Below are 15,611 nucleotides of genomic sequence, written 5' to 3'. Positions count from 1 at the left end.
GTACAGTGCTCCGCATGTCTATCGGCCACACCCTGCTCGGACTCCTTGAGTCCGGCCCCCGCCACGGCTACGACCTCAAGCGGACGTTCGACGAGAAGTTCGGTCACGACCGCCCCCTGCACTACGGGCAGGTCTACTCGACCATGTCCCGCCTCCTCAAGAACGGCCTGGTCGAGGTCGACGGCGTGGAGGCCGGCGGCGGCCCCGAGCGCAAGCGTTACGCCATCACGGACGCCGGCATCACCGATGTCACCGCCTGGCTGGCACAGCCCGAGAAGCCGGAGCCCTACCTCCAGTCGACCCTGTACACCAAGGTCGTCCTGGCCATGCTCACCGGCCGCAGCGCCGCCGACGTGCTGGACGCCCAGCGCTCCGAGCACCTGCGGCTGATGCGGATCCTCACCGACCGCAAGCGCAAGGGCGACCTCGCCGACCAGCTCATCTGCGACCACGCCCTGTTCCACCTGGAAGCCGATCTGCGCTGGCTGGAACTGACCGCCGCACGGCTCGGCAAGCTCGCCGAGGTGGTGGCCCCGTGAACCCCGCCGGCTCCCTGCTCGCCGCCGAGGACCTGCGCAAGACCTACGGGTCGACGCCCGCGCTCGACGGCGCCTCCTTCTCCGTCCACCCCGGCGAGGTCGTCGCCGTGATGGGACCCTCCGGCTCCGGCAAGTCCACCCTGCTGCACTGCCTCGCCGGGATCATCACCCCCGACTCCGGCACCATCACCTACGCCGGCCGGGACCTGTCCGCGATGTCCGACGCCGAGCGCAGCGCCCTGCGCCGCAGCGAGTTCGGTTTCGTGTTCCAGTTCGGCCAGCTCGTCCCCGAGCTGACCTGTGTCGAGAACGTGGCCCTGCCGCTCCGGCTGAACGGCACCCGGCGCAAGGCCGCCGAACGCACCGCGCTGCAGTGGATGGAGCGCCTGGAGGTGGACGACCTCGGCGCCAAGCGCCCCGGTGAGGTCTCCGGCGGCCAGGGCCAGCGCGTCGCCGTGGCCCGTGCCCTGGCCGCGTCCCCGAGGGTGATCTTCGCCGACGAGCCGACCGGCGCCCTGGACTCCCTCAACGGCGAGCGCGTCATGCAACTGCTCACCGACGCGGCCCGGTCCGCCAACGTCGCCGTGGTCCTGGTGACCCACGAGGCCCGTGTCGCCGCCTACTCCGACCGCGATGTCACCGTGCGCGACGGCCGGGCCCGCGACCTGGAGCACGCCGTATGACACTGCTCGACGAGAAGAGGCCACCGGCCGGCCAGGTGCCTCCTCCCGAACGCCCCTCCCGCACCGCTCCCTGGCTGCGCGATCTCGCACTCGGCATCCGCTTCGCCGCCGGCGGCGGCCGCGAGGGCTGGATCCGCACTCTGCTCACCGCTGTCGGCGTGGGACTCGGCGTGGCACTGCTGCTCACCGCGGCCTCCGTGCCGCACATGCTCGACGAGCGGTCGGCCCGGGACCATGCACGCTCCGAGACCAAGATCTCCGACTCCCCCGACGCCTCGGCGAAGAAGTCGGACAGCACGGTCCTGCGGATCGAGGCGAGCACCGAGTTCCGCGACCGCTCCGTCATCGGTTTCCTGATGCGCCCGGACGGCGACCACCCGGTCCTGCCCCCCGGCATCACCGCCTTCCCCGCCCCCGGCGAGATGACGGTCTCCCCCGCGCTCCGGGAACTCCTCGACTCCCCGGACAGCGCGCTGCTCAAGGAGCGGCTGCCGTACAAGGTGACCGGCACCATCTCGGAGGCCGGGCTGCGCTCGCCCGGCGAACTGTGGTTCTACGCCGGCAGCTCCACCCTGACCAGCGACTCGGGCGGCCACCGGATCTCCGGATACGGCAACCCCGGACCGTCCGATCCGCTGCCGCCGATTCTCATCGTGCTGGTCATCATGGTCTGCGTGGTGCTGCTGGCCCCCGTGGCCATCTTCATCGCCACCGCGGTGCGCTTCGGGGGCGACCGCCGCGACCGCCGGCTGGCCGCCCTGCGCCTGGTCGGTACGGACATCCGGATGACCCGCAGGATCGCGGCCGGTGAGGCACTCTTCGGCTCGGTGCTCGGCCTGGTCATCGGATTCGCCGTATTCGTGACGGGCCGCCAGTTCATCGGCCACGTCGAGATCTGGGACGTCAGCGCCTTCCCGTCCGACATGGTCCCCGACACCCGGCTCTGCGTGCTGATCGCCCTCGCGGTCCCGCTCACCGCGGTACTCGTCACCCTGGCCGCCATGCGGTCGGTGGTCATCGAGCCGCTCGGCGTCGTACGCAACGGCCGCAGCCAAAAGCGCCGTCTCTGGTGGCGGCTGCTGCTGCCGGTCGCCGGGCTCGCGGTCTTCGGACTCACCGGCAAGGTCGAGGAGTACGGACCCGTCAACCCGTACCCGGTCGCCGGAGGCGCCGTGCTGGTGCTGGTCGGTCTCGCCCTGCTCCTGCCCTGGCTGGTCGAGGCCTGCGTAAAGCGGCTGCGCGGCGGCCCGGTCCCCTGGCAGCTGGCCACCCGCCGGCTCCAGCTGAGCAGCGGGGCGGCCTCCCGCGCGGTCAGCGGCGTCACCGTCGCCGTGGCCGGTGCGGTGGCCCTGCAGATGCTGTTCGCCGCGATGAACGACGACTTCAACAAGGCCACCGGCCAGGACCCGTCCCGCGCCCAGTTCTACGCGGCCTCCGAGATCGTCAGCGGCGACGCCGCCCTCCACACCATCAAGGAGTTCCGGGCCACCAAGGGCGTCACGAAGGTCATCGGTACCGTCGAGGCGTACGCGACCAAGCCGGGAAAGTACGCGGCCGACGACATCCAGCCCACCACCTCGTTCAGCGTCGGGGACTGCCCGACCCTGCGCGAGCTCGCCCGGATCACGTCCTGCCGGGACGGTGACATCTTCGTCGTCCACCCCAAGGACAAGGGACAGGCCGACTGGGTCGACGAGACCGCACGCAAGGGCAAGGTGCTCGAGTTCGACACCTACGGCCGGAACAAGCCGCTGCGCTGGACGCTGCCCGCCGGCACCCCGACCGTCCAGGGCCGGACCGATCCGTTCGGCGAGGAGCACTCGGGCATCATGGCCACGCCGGGGGCGATCGACGCACGGACCCTGCCGGGAGCCGAGACGATCTCGCAGATCCGCATCGACGAAGACGTCCCGGACGCCGCCGAGTTCGTACGCAACACCGCCGCCCGGATCGACCCGGGCATGCGCCTGGTCGCGCTGAACTCGGTCGAGCGCGACCGGCAGTACGCCAGCATCCAGACGGGCCTCCAGGTGGGCGCCAGCGCCACCCTGCTGCTGATCGCCGCATCCATGCTGGTCTCCCAGCTGGAACAGTTGCGCGAGCGCAAACGGCTGCTGTCGGTCCTGGTCGCCTTCGGCACCCGCCGGGTCACCCTCGGCTGGTCGGTGCTGTGGCAGACGGCGATCCCGGTGGTCATCGGGATCGCGGTGGCTGTGGCGGGCGGCCTCGCGCTCGGCGCCACCCTGTGCTGGATGGTCGGCAAGGAGGTGTCCGACTGGTTCCTGTTCCTGCCGATGGCGGGCGTGGGCGCGGCCCTCATCCTGCTGGTCGCCCTCCTCTCGCTCCCCTCGCTGTGGCGCATGATGCGCCCCGAAGGGCTGCGCAGCGAGTAGCGCCCCGACGGCCGGCCGGGCTCAGCTCCGGCCGGCCGTCGCCACGCGCACCGGCAGCGTCACCATCGCCCCGCGCAGCGCAGCGGCGAACTCCTCGAACTCCTCGTGCCGGGCCGCGCCCGTCCGCATCCCCAGCGCCACCCGCCGGGCGGGCGCCGGATCCGCGAAATACCCCGTGGTCAGCGCCTCGTTGCGGGCGGTCTCGACCGTCACAGCGGTCCGCGGCAGCAGCGTCACCCCGAGCCCGCCGGCCACCAGCTGCACCAGTGTGGAGAGGCCGGCCGCGGTCGTGGTGACCGGCGCGCCACCGGTGCGGCCCGCCTCCCGGCAGATGTCGAGCGCCTGGTCCCGCAGGCAGTGCCCCTCGTCCAGCAGCAGCAGCGGAAGCTCCCTCAGCGCCTCGCGCGGGATGTCGGCGCGTCCGCCGAGCCAGTGGCTGCGCTCCATCACCAGGACGAAGTCCTCCTCGAAGAGCGGCAGTTCACTCACCCCGGGCACACCGAGCGGCACCGCGAGCAGCAGCAGATCGAGCCGCCCCGCCGCGAGCCCCTCCAGCAGCGAGGAGGTCTGTTCCTCATGGACCTGGAGGTCGAGGTCCGGGTAGCGCTCATGGACGAGGCGCAGCACGGCCGGCAGCAGATACGGGGCGACGGTCGGGATCACGCCGAGCCTGAGCACTCCGGTGAAGGGCGCCCGCACGGCTTCGGCCTCCTCCATCAGCTCGCCGACGGCCTCCAGTACGGCCCGGGCCCGCACCGCGAGCCGTTCCCCGGCGGGCGAGAGCAGCACCCTGCGCGTCGTACGCTCGATGAGCTGGACACCCAGTGCCTCCTCGAGCGCCGAGACGGCCCCCGACAGCGCCGGCTGACTCATCCCGATTGCTGCCGCCGCGTCCCGGAAGTGCAGATGTTCCGCCACCGCTGCGAAGGCGCGCAGCTGCGAGAGACTGGGCTGTTTGGGCCGGTTGCCCTGGTTTCCCTGCGCCACTGATAGGCACCTCCGATCATCACGACCGAGTGTAGCTATTTCCGTGATCAATGCACTCTGTGCCAAGGTGGGGACCGTCCAACCCTCAGGAACTCCCCCAAAAAGGGAATTCCTACGCTGCAAGGAGAGCGCGTGCTCACTGTCGGTGACAAGTTCCCCGAGTTCGACCTGACTGCTTGTGTTTCGCTGGAGAGCGGCAAGGAGTTCGAGCAGATCAACCACAAGACCTACGAGGGTCAGTGGAAGATCGTCTTCGCGTGGCCGAAGGACTTCACCTTCGTGTGCCCGACCGAGATCGCCGCCTTCGGCAAGCTGAACGAGGAGTTCGCCGACCGCGACGCCCAGGTCCTCGGCTTCTCCGGTGACTCCGAGTTCGTGCACCACGCCTGGCGCAAGGACCACCCGGACCTGACCGACCTGCCGTTCCCGATGCTGGCCGACTCGAAGCACGAGCTCATGCGGGACCTCGGCATCGAGGGCGAGGACGGCTTCGCGCAGCGTGCCGTCTTCATCGTCGACCAGAACAACGAGATCCAGTTCACGATGGTGACCGCCGGTTCCGTGGGCCGTAACCCCAAGGAGGTCCTGCGGGTCCTCGACGCCCTGCAGACCGACGAGCTGTGCCCCTGCAACTGGACCAAGGGCGAGACCACCCTGGACCCGGTCGCGCTCCTCTCGGGCGAGTGAGCTGATACCGACATGGCACTCGACGAACTGAAGGCCGCCGTACCGGACTTCGCCAAGGACCTGAAGCTGAACCTCGGTTCGGTCATCGGGAACAGCGAACTGCCGCAGCAGCAGCTCTGGGGCACCGTCCTCGCCTGCGCGATCGCCTCGCGCTCGCCGAAGGTGCTCCGCGAGCTGGAGCCGGAGGCGAAGGCCAACCTCTCCGCGGAGGCGTACACCGCCGCGAAGTCGGCCGCCGCCATCATGGCGATGAACAACGTCTTCTACCGGACCCGGCACCTGCTGTCGGACCCCGAGTACGGGACGCTCCGTGCGGGCCTGCGGATGAACGTGATCGGCAAGCCGGGCGTGGAGAAGGTCGACTTCGAGCTGTGGTCGCTCGCCGTCTCCGCGATCAACGGCTGCGGCCAGTGCCTGGACTCCCACGAGCAGGTGCTGCGCAAGGCCGGCGTGGACCGTGAGACCATTCAGGAGGCCGTGAAGATTGCTTCGGTGATCCAGGCGGTCGGCGTGACCCTCGAAGCCGAGGCCGTGCTCGCCGAGTAACACCCGCAGTACCCACATACGAGAAGGGCCCCGAGGACGACCGACCGTCCCCGGGGCCCTTCTTATGTCCGCGGGCCCTTCTTTTCTTGTGCTGCGGGCCCTTCTTGTGTCCGCGGGCGCCTCTTCCCGCCGCGGACCCTTCATGCCTCCGCGGCGGACCTCTCTTGTCCCCGCGCTCCTACCGTGGCTCCGCTCAGACCTGCTTGGGCGCGTCCGCCACCGGCTCCTCGTCGCTGCCGTCGTCGATCTCCTCCGGCGGCGATCCGGGCGCCGGGGTCGGGGCCGCGTCCAGCGAGGTCGCACCGTGCGGAGGCGGCGAGTGGCGCCGGGACTCCTCCTGCCCGTACGTCCGCAGATAGCCGACCACGGTATTGGTCACCGCGACCAGCGGCACCGCGACGACCGCACCCCCGATGCCCGCGATCATTCCGCCCGCGGCGACCGACAGGACGACGGCCAGCGGGTGCACGCGCACCGCGCGGCCCAGGATGAACGGCTGGAGGATGTGGCCCTCGATCTGCTGCACCGCCAGGACCACCACCAGCACCATCAGCGCCGTGAACACGCCCTCGGTGACGAGCGCGACCACCACGGCCAGCGCCCCGGAGACCACAGCTCCGACGAGCGGGATGAAGGCGAAGAGGAAGATGAAGACGGCCAGCGGTACAGCCATCGGCACATTGAGGAAGTAGATCCCGAGACCGATGAAGATCGCGTCGATCAGCGCGACTATGACCGTGCCCCGCACATAGGCGGTCAGCGTGCGCCAGGCGCGCGGTCCTGCGCCGGCGACGCCCGGCCGCGCCTGGGCCGGCACCAGCTTGAGCACCCAGTGCCAGATGCGCTTGCCGTCGTACAGCAGGAAGAGCGTCGAGAACATCGCCAGCAGCATCCCGGTGAGGAACTCCACCATCACGGTGACGCCCTGGAGTCCGGCCGAGGTGATCGCCTCGGTGTTGGTGCCGACGGTGTCGCTGAGGTTCTTCGCGACGTCGTTGATCTGTTTGTCGGTGACGTGGAACGGGCTGTCCAGCAGCCAGTTCTTCAGGTCCTCGATACCCGTGCGCACCTTGTCGGAGAGCGTGTCGAGGTTGTCCATCACCTGCCAGACCACGAACCAGCCGACCAGGCCCATGATGACGAAGCCCAGCACCGCGGTCACCGCGGTGGCGAGTCCTCGCGGCAGGCCGTAACGCCTGAGCCGGGCGACGGTCGGCTGGAGCATCGCGGTGACGAGCAGCGCGGCGACGAAGGCCAGCACCACCAACTGCACCGCGCTGATGACCCGCATCAGCACCCAGAGGGTGCCCGCGAGGACCAGAAGCCGCCAGCCGGCCTCTGCGGCGACGCGCATCCCCCAGGGGATCGCGGCGACCGGATCGGGGCGCGCGGCGACCGTGGGGGCGTACGAAGGCGGCGGCGGTACGTGCTCGACCTCGGCGTCGCCCTTCACGGGCCCGCTTCCCGGTGCCGTACCGGACGCCGATGACGCCCCCTCATGCGCGGCCTTGTCGTCCTCCGCTGCCGCCTCTGCGCGGCGTTGTTCCAGGCGCTCACCCGCCCTGGTCAGTTCAGCACCCAGTTGCCCGAGCCATCCCGGAAGTTTTGACATAACGGTTCCTCTACCCCCGTCCACTCTCCCCACCGCTCCCCCCGGGAACGGTCCCGCATGACCGTACATGCGTGAAACCCCCCACCGTAGGACGGTGGGGGGCTTCACGAGGTTGAGACCGGAACCTCGGAAGGTTCTAGTACCAGCTGTTGGCCTGCCAGAAGGACCAGGCACCGCACGGGCTGCCGTAGCGGCTGTCCATGTAGTTGAGGCCCCACTTGATCTGGGTGGCCGGGTTGGTCTGCCAGTCGGCACCGGCGGAAGCCATCTTCGAGCCGGGGAGCGCCTGGACGAGGCCGTAGGCCCCGGAAGACGCGTTGCTCGCCCGGTAGTTCCAGCTCGACTCGTGGTTCACGATGTTGCTGAAGCACTGGAACTGGTCGCCAGGGATCATCTGACGAGCCATCGCCTGGACCTCGGCCACGCTGTACGAGCCCTGGGTGGCGAACGCGGATGCGCTGCGGACCTCGGACCGGCTGGCGCGCTCGGCAGCGTCCTTCTTCTCCTGCCGCTCCTTGGCCAGCTTGTCCTCGGCGGCCGCCTTCTTCGACTTGGCGTCCTTGGCGGCCTGGATACGGGCCGACTCCTCTGCGGACTTCTTCGCCGTCGCGTCGGCCGCGGACGCCTGGGCGTCGGCCTGCTGCGTCAGTGAAGCGGTCTGCACCTGGGCCTGCTGGCCCGCGGGGATGTCGGCGAGCAGCGTGGTGTCGGCTGCGGTGGCCTCGAAGTTGTTGTCGTCAGCAGCGGGTGTGCTGCCCGACGCAACTCCTACGACGGCGCCTACGGTGGTCACAGCTGTGGCAGATGCCACGGCGAACCCCCGGACCGAGATCCGGCTCACACGGTGTCCTTCCAGCATCGCCCGCTTAGGTGACCTCGCGGGCGCAATCGTGCCCTTGACACTGGCCTCCCTACTGCATGGGTCACGGGAGGCACGGGCCCGGTGGGCGACTCCCCGGAGGGAGCGCCGCGTGGTACTCGCGGGCGGCATACGGACGACGGCTGTTGAGTTGTGTGGTGCTGTGCACCACTGGGGGTGCGGGTGTGCCGTATGCGGGGCCTGACGGAAGCAAGACTCTGCCGGAACCGGACGCCGGGAAGCAATTCTCTGTTGCGTGTGAAAGCTCACACCTCGTTTGGAGCAAGTGAATTACGGAAATGGCGCCGAAACACGATGCCGCCCGGCTAAGCTCCTTGGCTCGCCGGGCGGCATCAACTGTCCTATCCCGTATCAGATCTGGCCTTCCTCCAGCATTTCGGTCACCAGTGCGGCGATGGGGGAACGCTCGGACCGGGTGAGCGTGGTGTGAGCGAAGAGCGGGTGACCCTTCAGCTTCTCGACCACGGCGACCACCCCGTCGTACCGGCCGACCCGGAGGTTGTCCCGCTGGGCCACGTCATGCGTGAGCACAACCCGGGAATTCGCCCCGATCCGGGACAGCACGGTCAGCAGTACGTTCCGTTCGAGCGACTGGGCCTCGTCGACGATCACGAAGGCGTCGTGCAGCGACCGGCCCCTGATGTGGGTGAGCGGCAGCACCTCCAGCATGCCGCGCCCCAGGACCTCCTCGATGACCTCGCGCCCGGCGACCGCCGAGAGCGTGTCGAAGACCGCCTGCGCCCAGGGGCCCATCTTCTCGGCCTCGGAACCGGGCAGATAGCCGAGGTCCTGGCCGCCCACCGCGTACAGCGGGCGGAAGACCATCACCTTCTTGTGCTGCCCGCGCTCCAGCACGGCCTCCAGGCCCGCGCAGAGCGCCAGCGCCGACTTACCGGTGCCGGCTCGGCCGCCGAGCGAGACGATGCCGACGTCCTGGTCCAGGAGCAGGTCCAGGGCGATGCGCTGCTCGGCGCTGCGGCCGTGGATGCCGAAGGCCTCCCGGTCGCCGCGGACGACCCGGACATTGCCATCCGCCGTGACCCGGCCGAGCGCCTTGCCGCGCTCGGACTGGAGGACCAGACCGGTGTGCACGGGCAGATCGGCGGCCTCCGGGATGTACAGCGTCTCCTCCGCGAAGAGCAGGTCGACCTGCTCGCCGGAGAGGGTGAGTTCCCCCATCCCCGTCCAGCCGGAGTCGGTGATGGCGAGTTCGGCGCGGTACTCCTCGGCGAGGAGACCGACCGACGACGCCTTGATGCGGAGCGGCAGGTCCTTGGAGACGACCGTGACGTCGTACCCCTCGGCCTGCAGATTGCGCGCGACCGCGAGAATCCGTGAGTCGTTGTCCCCCAACCGGTAGCCGGCTGGCAGTACGCCGGGATCGGAATGGTTGAGTTCGACACGCAGCGTCCCGCCCAGATCCCCGAGCGGGATCGGGGCGTCCAGGCGGCCGTACCGGACCCGGAAGTCGTCCAGCAGGCGCAGGGCCTGCCGGGCGAAGTACCCGAGTTCGGGATGGTGCCGTTTGGCCTCCAGTTCCGTGACCACGACGACCGGGAGGACGACTTCGTGCTCGTCGAACCGGGACATGGCGTTCGGATCGGCCAGCAGGACGCTGGTGTCGAGAACATAGGTGCGCCTGTCGGGCATGCGGCGCTTTGTGCTGGTCACCACGGAAGGACGTACCCCCTCGGACGAGGTTGGGGTGCGACGACGTCGCGGAGCATCCCAAAGGGAGAGGACGGACCGGGCTTCGGCCACCTTGCGCGGGCCGAGCGCCGGCCCTCGACGTCAGCCGCACTGTATGTACGGTCCTTCGTGTGCAAAGGGCCTCCCGGGCGAGCGGACTCCATGCCGCTCACTTGGTGACGACGTCCGCCTGGTTTCTGACCGGACATCGACCTGTCAGGGGTATTCCCTCGAACACGCGAAGCCATGCCGACCTGGAGGGGCCGGAGCCGTGACCCACGCCCATGGGCCCCAAAACACCACCCGAACGGCTCTGTCCCCGGCCGTCCGGCTGTGGTTTCAGCCGCCGTAGCGGCGGTGGCGGGCCGCGTAGTCACGCAGGGCCCGCAGGAAGTCGACCCGGCGGAAGGCCGGCCAGAAGACCTCGCAGAAGTAGTACTCCGAGTGCGCGCTCTGCCAGAGCATGAAGCCGGAGAGGCGCTGCTCCCCGCTGGTGCGGATCACCAGGTCCGGATCGGGCTGGCCGCGGGTGTAGAGGTGCTCGGAGATCAGGTCGGTGGAGACGATCTCCGCGAGGTCCTCGAAGGACGTGCCCTTGGCGGAGTGGTCGAGCAGCAGGGACCGCACCGCGTCGGCGATCTCCTGGCGGCCGCCGTAGCCGACGGCGACGTTGACCAGTATTCCGTCGACCCCGATGGTGGCCTGCTCGGCCTCCTTGAGGACCGTCTGGGTGTGGGCGGGCAGCAGGTCGAGCGTGCCGACGTGGTGGACCCGCCAGCGGCCGTCCGCGACGAGGTCGCGCACGGTGTTCTCGATGATGCCGAGGAGCGGGATGAGCTCCGACTCGGGCCGGTCGAAGTTGTCCGTGGACAGCATCCACAGGGTGACGACCTCGACGTCGGTCTCGCTGCACCAGCCGAGGAGCTCCTTGATCTTGTCCGCACCGGCCTGGTGCCCCTCCGCGGCGGTGCCGCCGGACGCCTTCGCCCAGCGCCGGTTGCCGTCGAGGATGACACCGATGTGCTTGGGCACCTGGGCGTGATCGAGGCGGGCCTCCACCCGGCGCGCGTAGAGCCCGTACACCAGGTCGCGCAAGTTCACTGAGTCCACCTCTCGGTTCCGTGCGGGCCCGCCCGCCGCCTTGCCCGGGGCTGTCCCTCTGGGGATCGCCGCACCGGTAGGGGGCCGATCGCCCCGCCGTGCCGTGGCAGTCCCGAAGCCGCCACATTACTGCGCAGGCGGCGCACCGGCCCAACCCGGCCTGTCACAAGTCCGTGATAAGGAGGGAAACGTGACTGATTCCTCTTCCTCCTACCGGGCCGCCGGCTCGCGCTACGACTCCATGGAGTACCGGCGCACCGGCCGCAGCGGCCTCAAGCTCCCGGCCGTCTCGCTCGGCCTCTGGCACAACTTCGGCGACGACCGCTCGCTCGACTCGCAGCGCGCCATTCTGCGCCGCGCCTTCGATCTCGGTGTGACCCATTTCGACCTGGCCAACAACTACGGACCGCCTCCCGGCTCCGCCGAGCTCAACTTCGGCAAGCTCTTCCGGCAGGACTTCGCCCCCTACCGCGACGAGCTGGTGATCTCCACCAAGGCCGGGTACGACATGCACCCCGGCCCCTACGGCGAGTGGGGCTCGCGCAAATACCTGCTGTCGTCGCTCGACGCCTCGCTGAAGCGGATGGGCCTCGACTACGTCGACATCTTCTACTCGCACCGCTTCGACCCCGACACCCCGCTCGAGGAGACCATGGGGGCCCTGGCCTCCGCGGTGCGGCAGGGCAAGGCGCTGTACGTCGGGGTGTCCTCGTACACCTCCGCGCAGACCGCGGAGGCGGCCCGGCTGCTCAGGGAGATGGGCGTACCGGCCCTGATCCACCAGCCGTCCTACTCGATGATCAACCGCTGGACCGAGGACGACGGCCTGCTGGACACGCTGGAGGCGGCCGGTATGGGCTGCATCTCCTTCGTGCCGCTCGCCCAGGGGCTGCTGACCAACAAGTACCTGAACGGCATTCCCGAGGGTTCCCGCGCCACGCAGGGCAAGTCCCTCAACCCGGATCTGCTCTCCGACGAGGTGGTCCGCCGGCTCAACGGGCTGAACGACATCGCGCACAGCCGCGGCCAGTCGCTGGCCCAGCTGGCTCTCAACTGGGTGCTGCGCGACCGCCGTATGACGTCGGCCCTGATCGGCGCCTCCAGCGTGAAGCAGCTGGAGGAGAACGTGGCGGCGCTGGCCGCTCCGGCGCTGTCCGCAGGGGAGTTGAAGGAGATCGACACCTTCGCCGTAGACACCGCGGGCACCAACATCTGGGCCGGACGGGCCTGAGGGCGGGACTGAAAGGGCCTCACATCGGCGGGGCATCGACCCCGTCCGCGCCGGGGCACAAAAAAACGGGCCGGTCCGTGGGGGGGGTTACGGACCGGCCCGAGGGGGGGTTTCCACCATAACCCTTCGTAAGTGCTGCTGCGTGCATCGCCGCCAAATAATTACTCTCCGAATGTGCGGGACTCCGTTGTGAGCACGGATTCCGGGCCCTCGGACCGCCCGGACCTGCGCGGACGCCCGGGGGTGTCGCCTTGACGCGGAGGAATCCCACAGGACGTGCACAGGACGTGCACATTCCGACCGGCGGCGGCCGCCCGGCCCCCTGCCGTCAGGTCGTCGAGGCCGCGCCCCGGTGGCCCCGGGTGAACCTGATGCCCACGGTGTCGCCGCCGACGACCACGAAGCGGCCGCCCTCGCAGCGGATGACGGCCTCGTGCACCTCGCCCCGCTCGTCCCTGCGCTCCTCGGTGCTCAGCACCGTCCAGCCGCCGTCCGGCGGCTGCGGGAGGTTCGCCATCGCGGTGAACTCCCACTGCGCGCCCGGCACGCACCAGTCGGGAAGGTGCGGCCAGGTGCCGGCGCCTACGTGCAGGGTGCCGTCCGAGGCGCAGGTCAGAATCACCGACTGGCTGTCGGACAGCAGGAATTCGACCGCTTCCGGTTCACCCATCCGCCCCTCGGGACGGTAGAAGACGCCGAGGACACCGACGATCCGCGCACCTCTGAGCCATTCCGGGTTCCCCTGCCGCGGGCTGCGCGTGGCTCCCTCGTCGCTGCCGACCCTCATGGCCTGCTCCTTCCCCGTGCACTCAGCGACCAGAGTGCCATCCTTCCGGCGCGGGAAGGGCATACGGGCTCAGACCGGCCGGCCGGGTTTGCGGGCCTCGATCAGAAAACGGGTGGTGTGGGCGACGAAGGGCCCCTCGGTCTCCAGCAGGTGGTGCAGCGCGGCGAGTTGCGGCCGGTACTGCTCGACGGTGAAGCCCGGCACCATCCAGATCACCTTCCGCAGGAAGTAGACGACGGCGCCGATGTCGAAGAACTCGGTGCGCAACCGCTCCAGCCGCAGGTCGACGACTTCCAGGCCGGCCGCGTCGGCCGCGGCGCGCGCCTGCTCCGGGTCGCGTCCGCCCCGTACCTCCGGCGGCTGCGGACCGAGGAAGTACTCGACGAGTTCGAAGACGCTGGCCGGGCCGACCTGCTGCGAGAAGTACGTGCCGCCGGGTGTCAGGACCCGGGCGATCTCGTCCCACCATGTGGTCACCGGATGCCGGCTGACGACGAGGTCGAACGCCGCGTCGCCGAACGGCAGTGGCGGCTCGTCCTCGTCCGCGACCACGGCCGCGCCGAGCGGATGCAACAGGGCGGTGGCGCGGGCGATGTTCGGCGGCCAGGACTCCGTGGCGACGGTCAGCGGCGGCAGCTTCGGCGCGGAGGCGAGCACCTCGCCTCCGCCGGTCTGGATGTCGAGGGCGGCGCTCGCCCTGCCGAGACGCTCACCCATGGCGCGGGCGTACCCCCATGAGGGCCGTTCCTCGGTGGCGCGGCCGTCCAGCCAGGAGAAGTCCCAGCCGGCTACCGAGACGGTGTCCGCCTCGGCGACGAGGGCGTCGAACCGGGCGCGCTCGGCCGCCCCCGCCGTTTGCTTGTCTTCGGGTGTTCCGGGCATGGGGAATGGTCTCAGCCGGTGCGTGCCGGACGCGACCTTAATAGGGGGGAGCCCGGGGGCGGGCTCAGGCTCAGGCGGCCAGGCCGCCGAAGAGGATCCCCAGCAGGGCGCCCGCGATCATGAACGGACCGAACGGGATGCCCGTCTTGCGCCCGGCGCGCCGCAGGATCATCAGCCCGAGCCCGTAAGCCGCACCGAACAGGAACCCGGCGAAGCCCCCGGCGAACACGACGGCCCAGCCGTACCAGCCCAGCGCCACGCCCAGCGAGAGCGCCAGCTTGACGTCGCCGAAGCCCATGCCGTTCGGGTTGATGAGGAAGAGCAGGAAGTAGAAGGCGCCGAGAGTGACTCCGCCGAGCAGGGCGGACACCCAGGAACCGCCGTGTTCGGGCAGCAGTCCGGCGATGCCCAGGAGGACGGCGGCGGCTCCGGCGGCCGGCAGCGTCAGCTCGTCCGGCAGCCGGTGGACGCGGCGGTCGATGGCCGCGAGGAGCACGGCGACGGGGGCGAGCAGCAGCCAGACGACGAGCTCGGGGCGGGCCCCGGTGGTCGCGGCGAGGGCGGCGCAGCCGAGGACGGAGACGACGGGGGCGAGGAGGGACGGCGCGTACCGCGGGCGGTGGGCAGCCGCGCCCGCTCCGGTCTCCGGGACCGCGTCCGCACCGGCGTCGGCAGGCGTCCCCGAGCCCGTACCTGTGTCCGCTCTCGCTTCCGTCGCTTCCGTGCGCACGGCGACAGCCGCCCCCACTTCCGCGCAGGTCGTACAGCGGGTGGAGCCGAGCCAGCCGCGGACCGGCCCGGTGAGGGCGTGGCCGGCGGGGCAGGCGTCCCGCCATGCGTCCTCGGGTTCGACGGAGAACCGGTAGGCAGCGCGCGGAACCAGCAGTCCGGTCGCGGCGCCCCAGAGGGCGGCGACCCCTATCAGCATGGCGTACACGTCAGCGATTTTAGGCGTCCGGCGTGCAGGGGGCATGGGCCCTGGGGCCCACCGCACACCGTTACGGACCCAGAGGCCGTCACGTGGCGCTACCGTCATGGCCATGGCTCGATGGCGCAATGGCACAGGAACGCTCAGCATCACGGACCGAGAGGGGGGACAGAAGACGGAGGTACCGCTGCGGATCGCGGCCTCGTACCGTCACCGGAGCCGTGGACTGCTCGGGCAGGACGGTATCGACGGCGCCCTGCTGATCACGCCGTGCGGGAGTGTGCACTCCTTCCGCATGCGGTTCACGATCGATGTGGCTTATCTCGACCGCAAGTTCAACGTCGTGGCGGTGCACACGATGAAGCCGGGACGGCTCGGCCTGCCGCGGCTCAGGGCCCGGCATGTGATCGAGTCGGAGGCCGGTGCGATGGCGAAGTGGGGGCTGCGGCCGGGCGCGAAGGTGGAGCTCACGCAGAGCGAGGGACCCGTCGGCTGAACGGCAGCCGCGCGGCGCGGAGATGGGGCCCAGGGCCCAAGACACCGGACACGACCGGCCTCTAGTCTCAAGAACATGTCACAAATGGGGGATGTGCGTCGTCGTGTTCGTCGGTGGTCCCGGAGGTCGGTGCCGCGGACGGATGTGAGGTTGCTGGGGTTGCGGGGCCG

At 70.1% G+C, this 15,611-nt stretch carries 15 protein-coding genes; 7 read left to right on the top strand and 8 right to left on the bottom strand.

What is annotated here, in order from left to right:
* The first annotated feature begins 14 nt into the window (after positions 1-14).
* Genes ACFVJX_RS31925 through ACFVJX_RS31915 form a run of 3 tightly spaced genes read left to right on the top strand, consistent with a single transcriptional unit; the run spans position 15 to position 3,615 of the window.
* Positions 15-539 carry a PadR family transcriptional regulator gene (locus tag ACFVJX_RS31925; protein ID WP_384126488.1) on the top strand — a complete coding sequence of 175 codons (525 nt, stop codon included), beginning with the start codon at positions 15-17 and terminating at the stop codon, positions 537-539.
* Positions 536-1,222, top strand: a complete 687-nt coding sequence (locus ACFVJX_RS31920; protein WP_384126490.1) for an ABC transporter ATP-binding protein — start codon at positions 536-538, stop codon at positions 1,220-1,222. The genes ACFVJX_RS31925 and ACFVJX_RS31920 overlap by 4 nt, the downstream gene beginning before the upstream one ends.
* Positions 1,219-3,615: an ABC transporter permease gene (locus tag ACFVJX_RS31915; RefSeq protein ID WP_384126492.1), complete on the top strand. Its 2,397-nt coding sequence runs from the start codon at positions 1,219-1,221 to the stop codon at positions 3,613-3,615. Before ACFVJX_RS31920 ends, ACFVJX_RS31915 begins: the two co-directional genes overlap by 4 nt.
* 21 nt (positions 3,616-3,636) lie before the next feature.
* Here the strand turns inward: ACFVJX_RS31915 and ACFVJX_RS31910 are convergent, their stop codons facing one another.
* Positions 3,637-4,602, bottom strand: a complete 966-nt coding sequence (locus ACFVJX_RS31910; RefSeq protein WP_384126494.1) for a hydrogen peroxide-inducible genes activator — start codon at positions 4,600-4,602, stop codon at positions 3,637-3,639.
* A gap of 132 nt (positions 4,603-4,734) precedes the next feature.
* Between ACFVJX_RS31910 and ACFVJX_RS31905 the strand changes: the two genes are divergently transcribed.
* On the top strand, positions 4,735-5,289 hold the full coding sequence (locus ACFVJX_RS31905; RefSeq protein WP_356535201.1) for a peroxiredoxin: 555 nt from the start codon (positions 4,735-4,737) through the stop codon (positions 5,287-5,289).
* Positions 5,290-5,301: 12 nt separating this feature from the next.
* Positions 5,302-5,835, top strand: coding sequence for an alkyl hydroperoxide reductase (locus ACFVJX_RS31900; protein ID WP_123461342.1), 534 nt, complete (start codon positions 5,302-5,304; stop codon positions 5,833-5,835).
* A 193-nt stretch (positions 5,836-6,028) separates the two neighbouring features.
* Here ACFVJX_RS31900 and ACFVJX_RS31895 read toward each other — a convergent pair whose 3' ends face one another.
* The 4 genes from ACFVJX_RS31895 to ACFVJX_RS31880 form a co-directional block, all read right to left on the bottom strand.
* Positions 6,029-7,447 carry an AI-2E family transporter gene (locus ACFVJX_RS31895; protein WP_384126497.1) on the bottom strand — a complete coding sequence of 473 codons (1,419 nt, stop codon included), beginning with the start codon at positions 7,445-7,447 and terminating at the stop codon, positions 6,029-6,031.
* A 136-nt stretch (positions 7,448-7,583) separates the two neighbouring features.
* Positions 7,584-8,288 (bottom strand): lytic transglycosylase domain-containing protein, encoded by a 705-nt coding sequence (locus tag ACFVJX_RS31890; RefSeq protein ID WP_384126499.1) that lies wholly within the window; start codon positions 8,286-8,288, stop codon positions 7,584-7,586.
* Positions 8,289-8,678: 390 nt separating this feature from the next.
* A complete protein-coding gene (locus tag ACFVJX_RS31885; RefSeq protein WP_384126501.1) occupies positions 8,679-10,001 on the bottom strand; it encodes a PhoH family protein in 1,323 nt (440 codons plus the stop codon).
* Positions 10,002-10,355: 354 nt separating this feature from the next.
* Complete coding sequence (locus ACFVJX_RS31880) at positions 10,356-11,117, bottom strand: isoprenyl transferase (protein WP_024492153.1); 762 nt, start codon at positions 11,115-11,117, stop codon at positions 10,356-10,358.
* A gap of 190 nt (positions 11,118-11,307) precedes the next feature.
* Between ACFVJX_RS31880 and mgrA the strand changes: the two genes are divergently transcribed.
* Positions 11,308-12,348, top strand: coding sequence for an L-glyceraldehyde 3-phosphate reductase (gene mgrA / locus ACFVJX_RS31875; protein WP_384126503.1), 1,041 nt, complete (start codon positions 11,308-11,310; stop codon positions 12,346-12,348).
* A 328-nt stretch (positions 12,349-12,676) separates the two neighbouring features.
* On the opposite strand, the gene ACFVJX_RS31870 is transcribed toward mgrA, so the two are convergent.
* The 3 genes from ACFVJX_RS31870 to ACFVJX_RS31860 form a co-directional block, all read right to left on the bottom strand.
* Positions 12,677-13,135: a hypothetical protein gene (locus ACFVJX_RS31870; RefSeq protein ID WP_384126505.1), complete on the bottom strand. Its 459-nt coding sequence runs from the start codon at positions 13,133-13,135 to the stop codon at positions 12,677-12,679.
* 69 nt (positions 13,136-13,204) lie between these two features.
* Positions 13,205-14,017 (bottom strand): class I SAM-dependent methyltransferase, encoded by an 813-nt coding sequence (locus ACFVJX_RS31865; protein ID WP_384126507.1) that lies wholly within the window; start codon positions 14,015-14,017, stop codon positions 13,205-13,207.
* 70 nt (positions 14,018-14,087) lie between these two features.
* Complete coding sequence (locus ACFVJX_RS31860) at positions 14,088-14,954, bottom strand: prepilin peptidase (RefSeq protein ID WP_384126508.1); 867 nt, start codon at positions 14,952-14,954, stop codon at positions 14,088-14,090.
* Between the two features lie 103 nt (positions 14,955-15,057).
* Here ACFVJX_RS31860 and ACFVJX_RS31855 point away from each other — a divergent pair, with 103 nt between their 5' ends.
* Positions 15,058-15,441 (top strand): DUF192 domain-containing protein, encoded by a 384-nt coding sequence (locus ACFVJX_RS31855; protein ID WP_384126509.1) that lies wholly within the window; start codon positions 15,058-15,060, stop codon positions 15,439-15,441.
* The last annotated feature ends 170 nt before the right edge of the window (positions 15,442-15,611 follow it).

Source organism: Streptomyces sp. NPDC127177, from assembly GCF_042672475.1.
In the GTDB taxonomy this organism is placed as follows: domain Bacteria; phylum Actinomycetota; class Actinomycetes; order Streptomycetales; family Streptomycetaceae; genus Streptomyces.
This window is presented reverse-complemented; position numbering and strand designations above follow the sequence as displayed.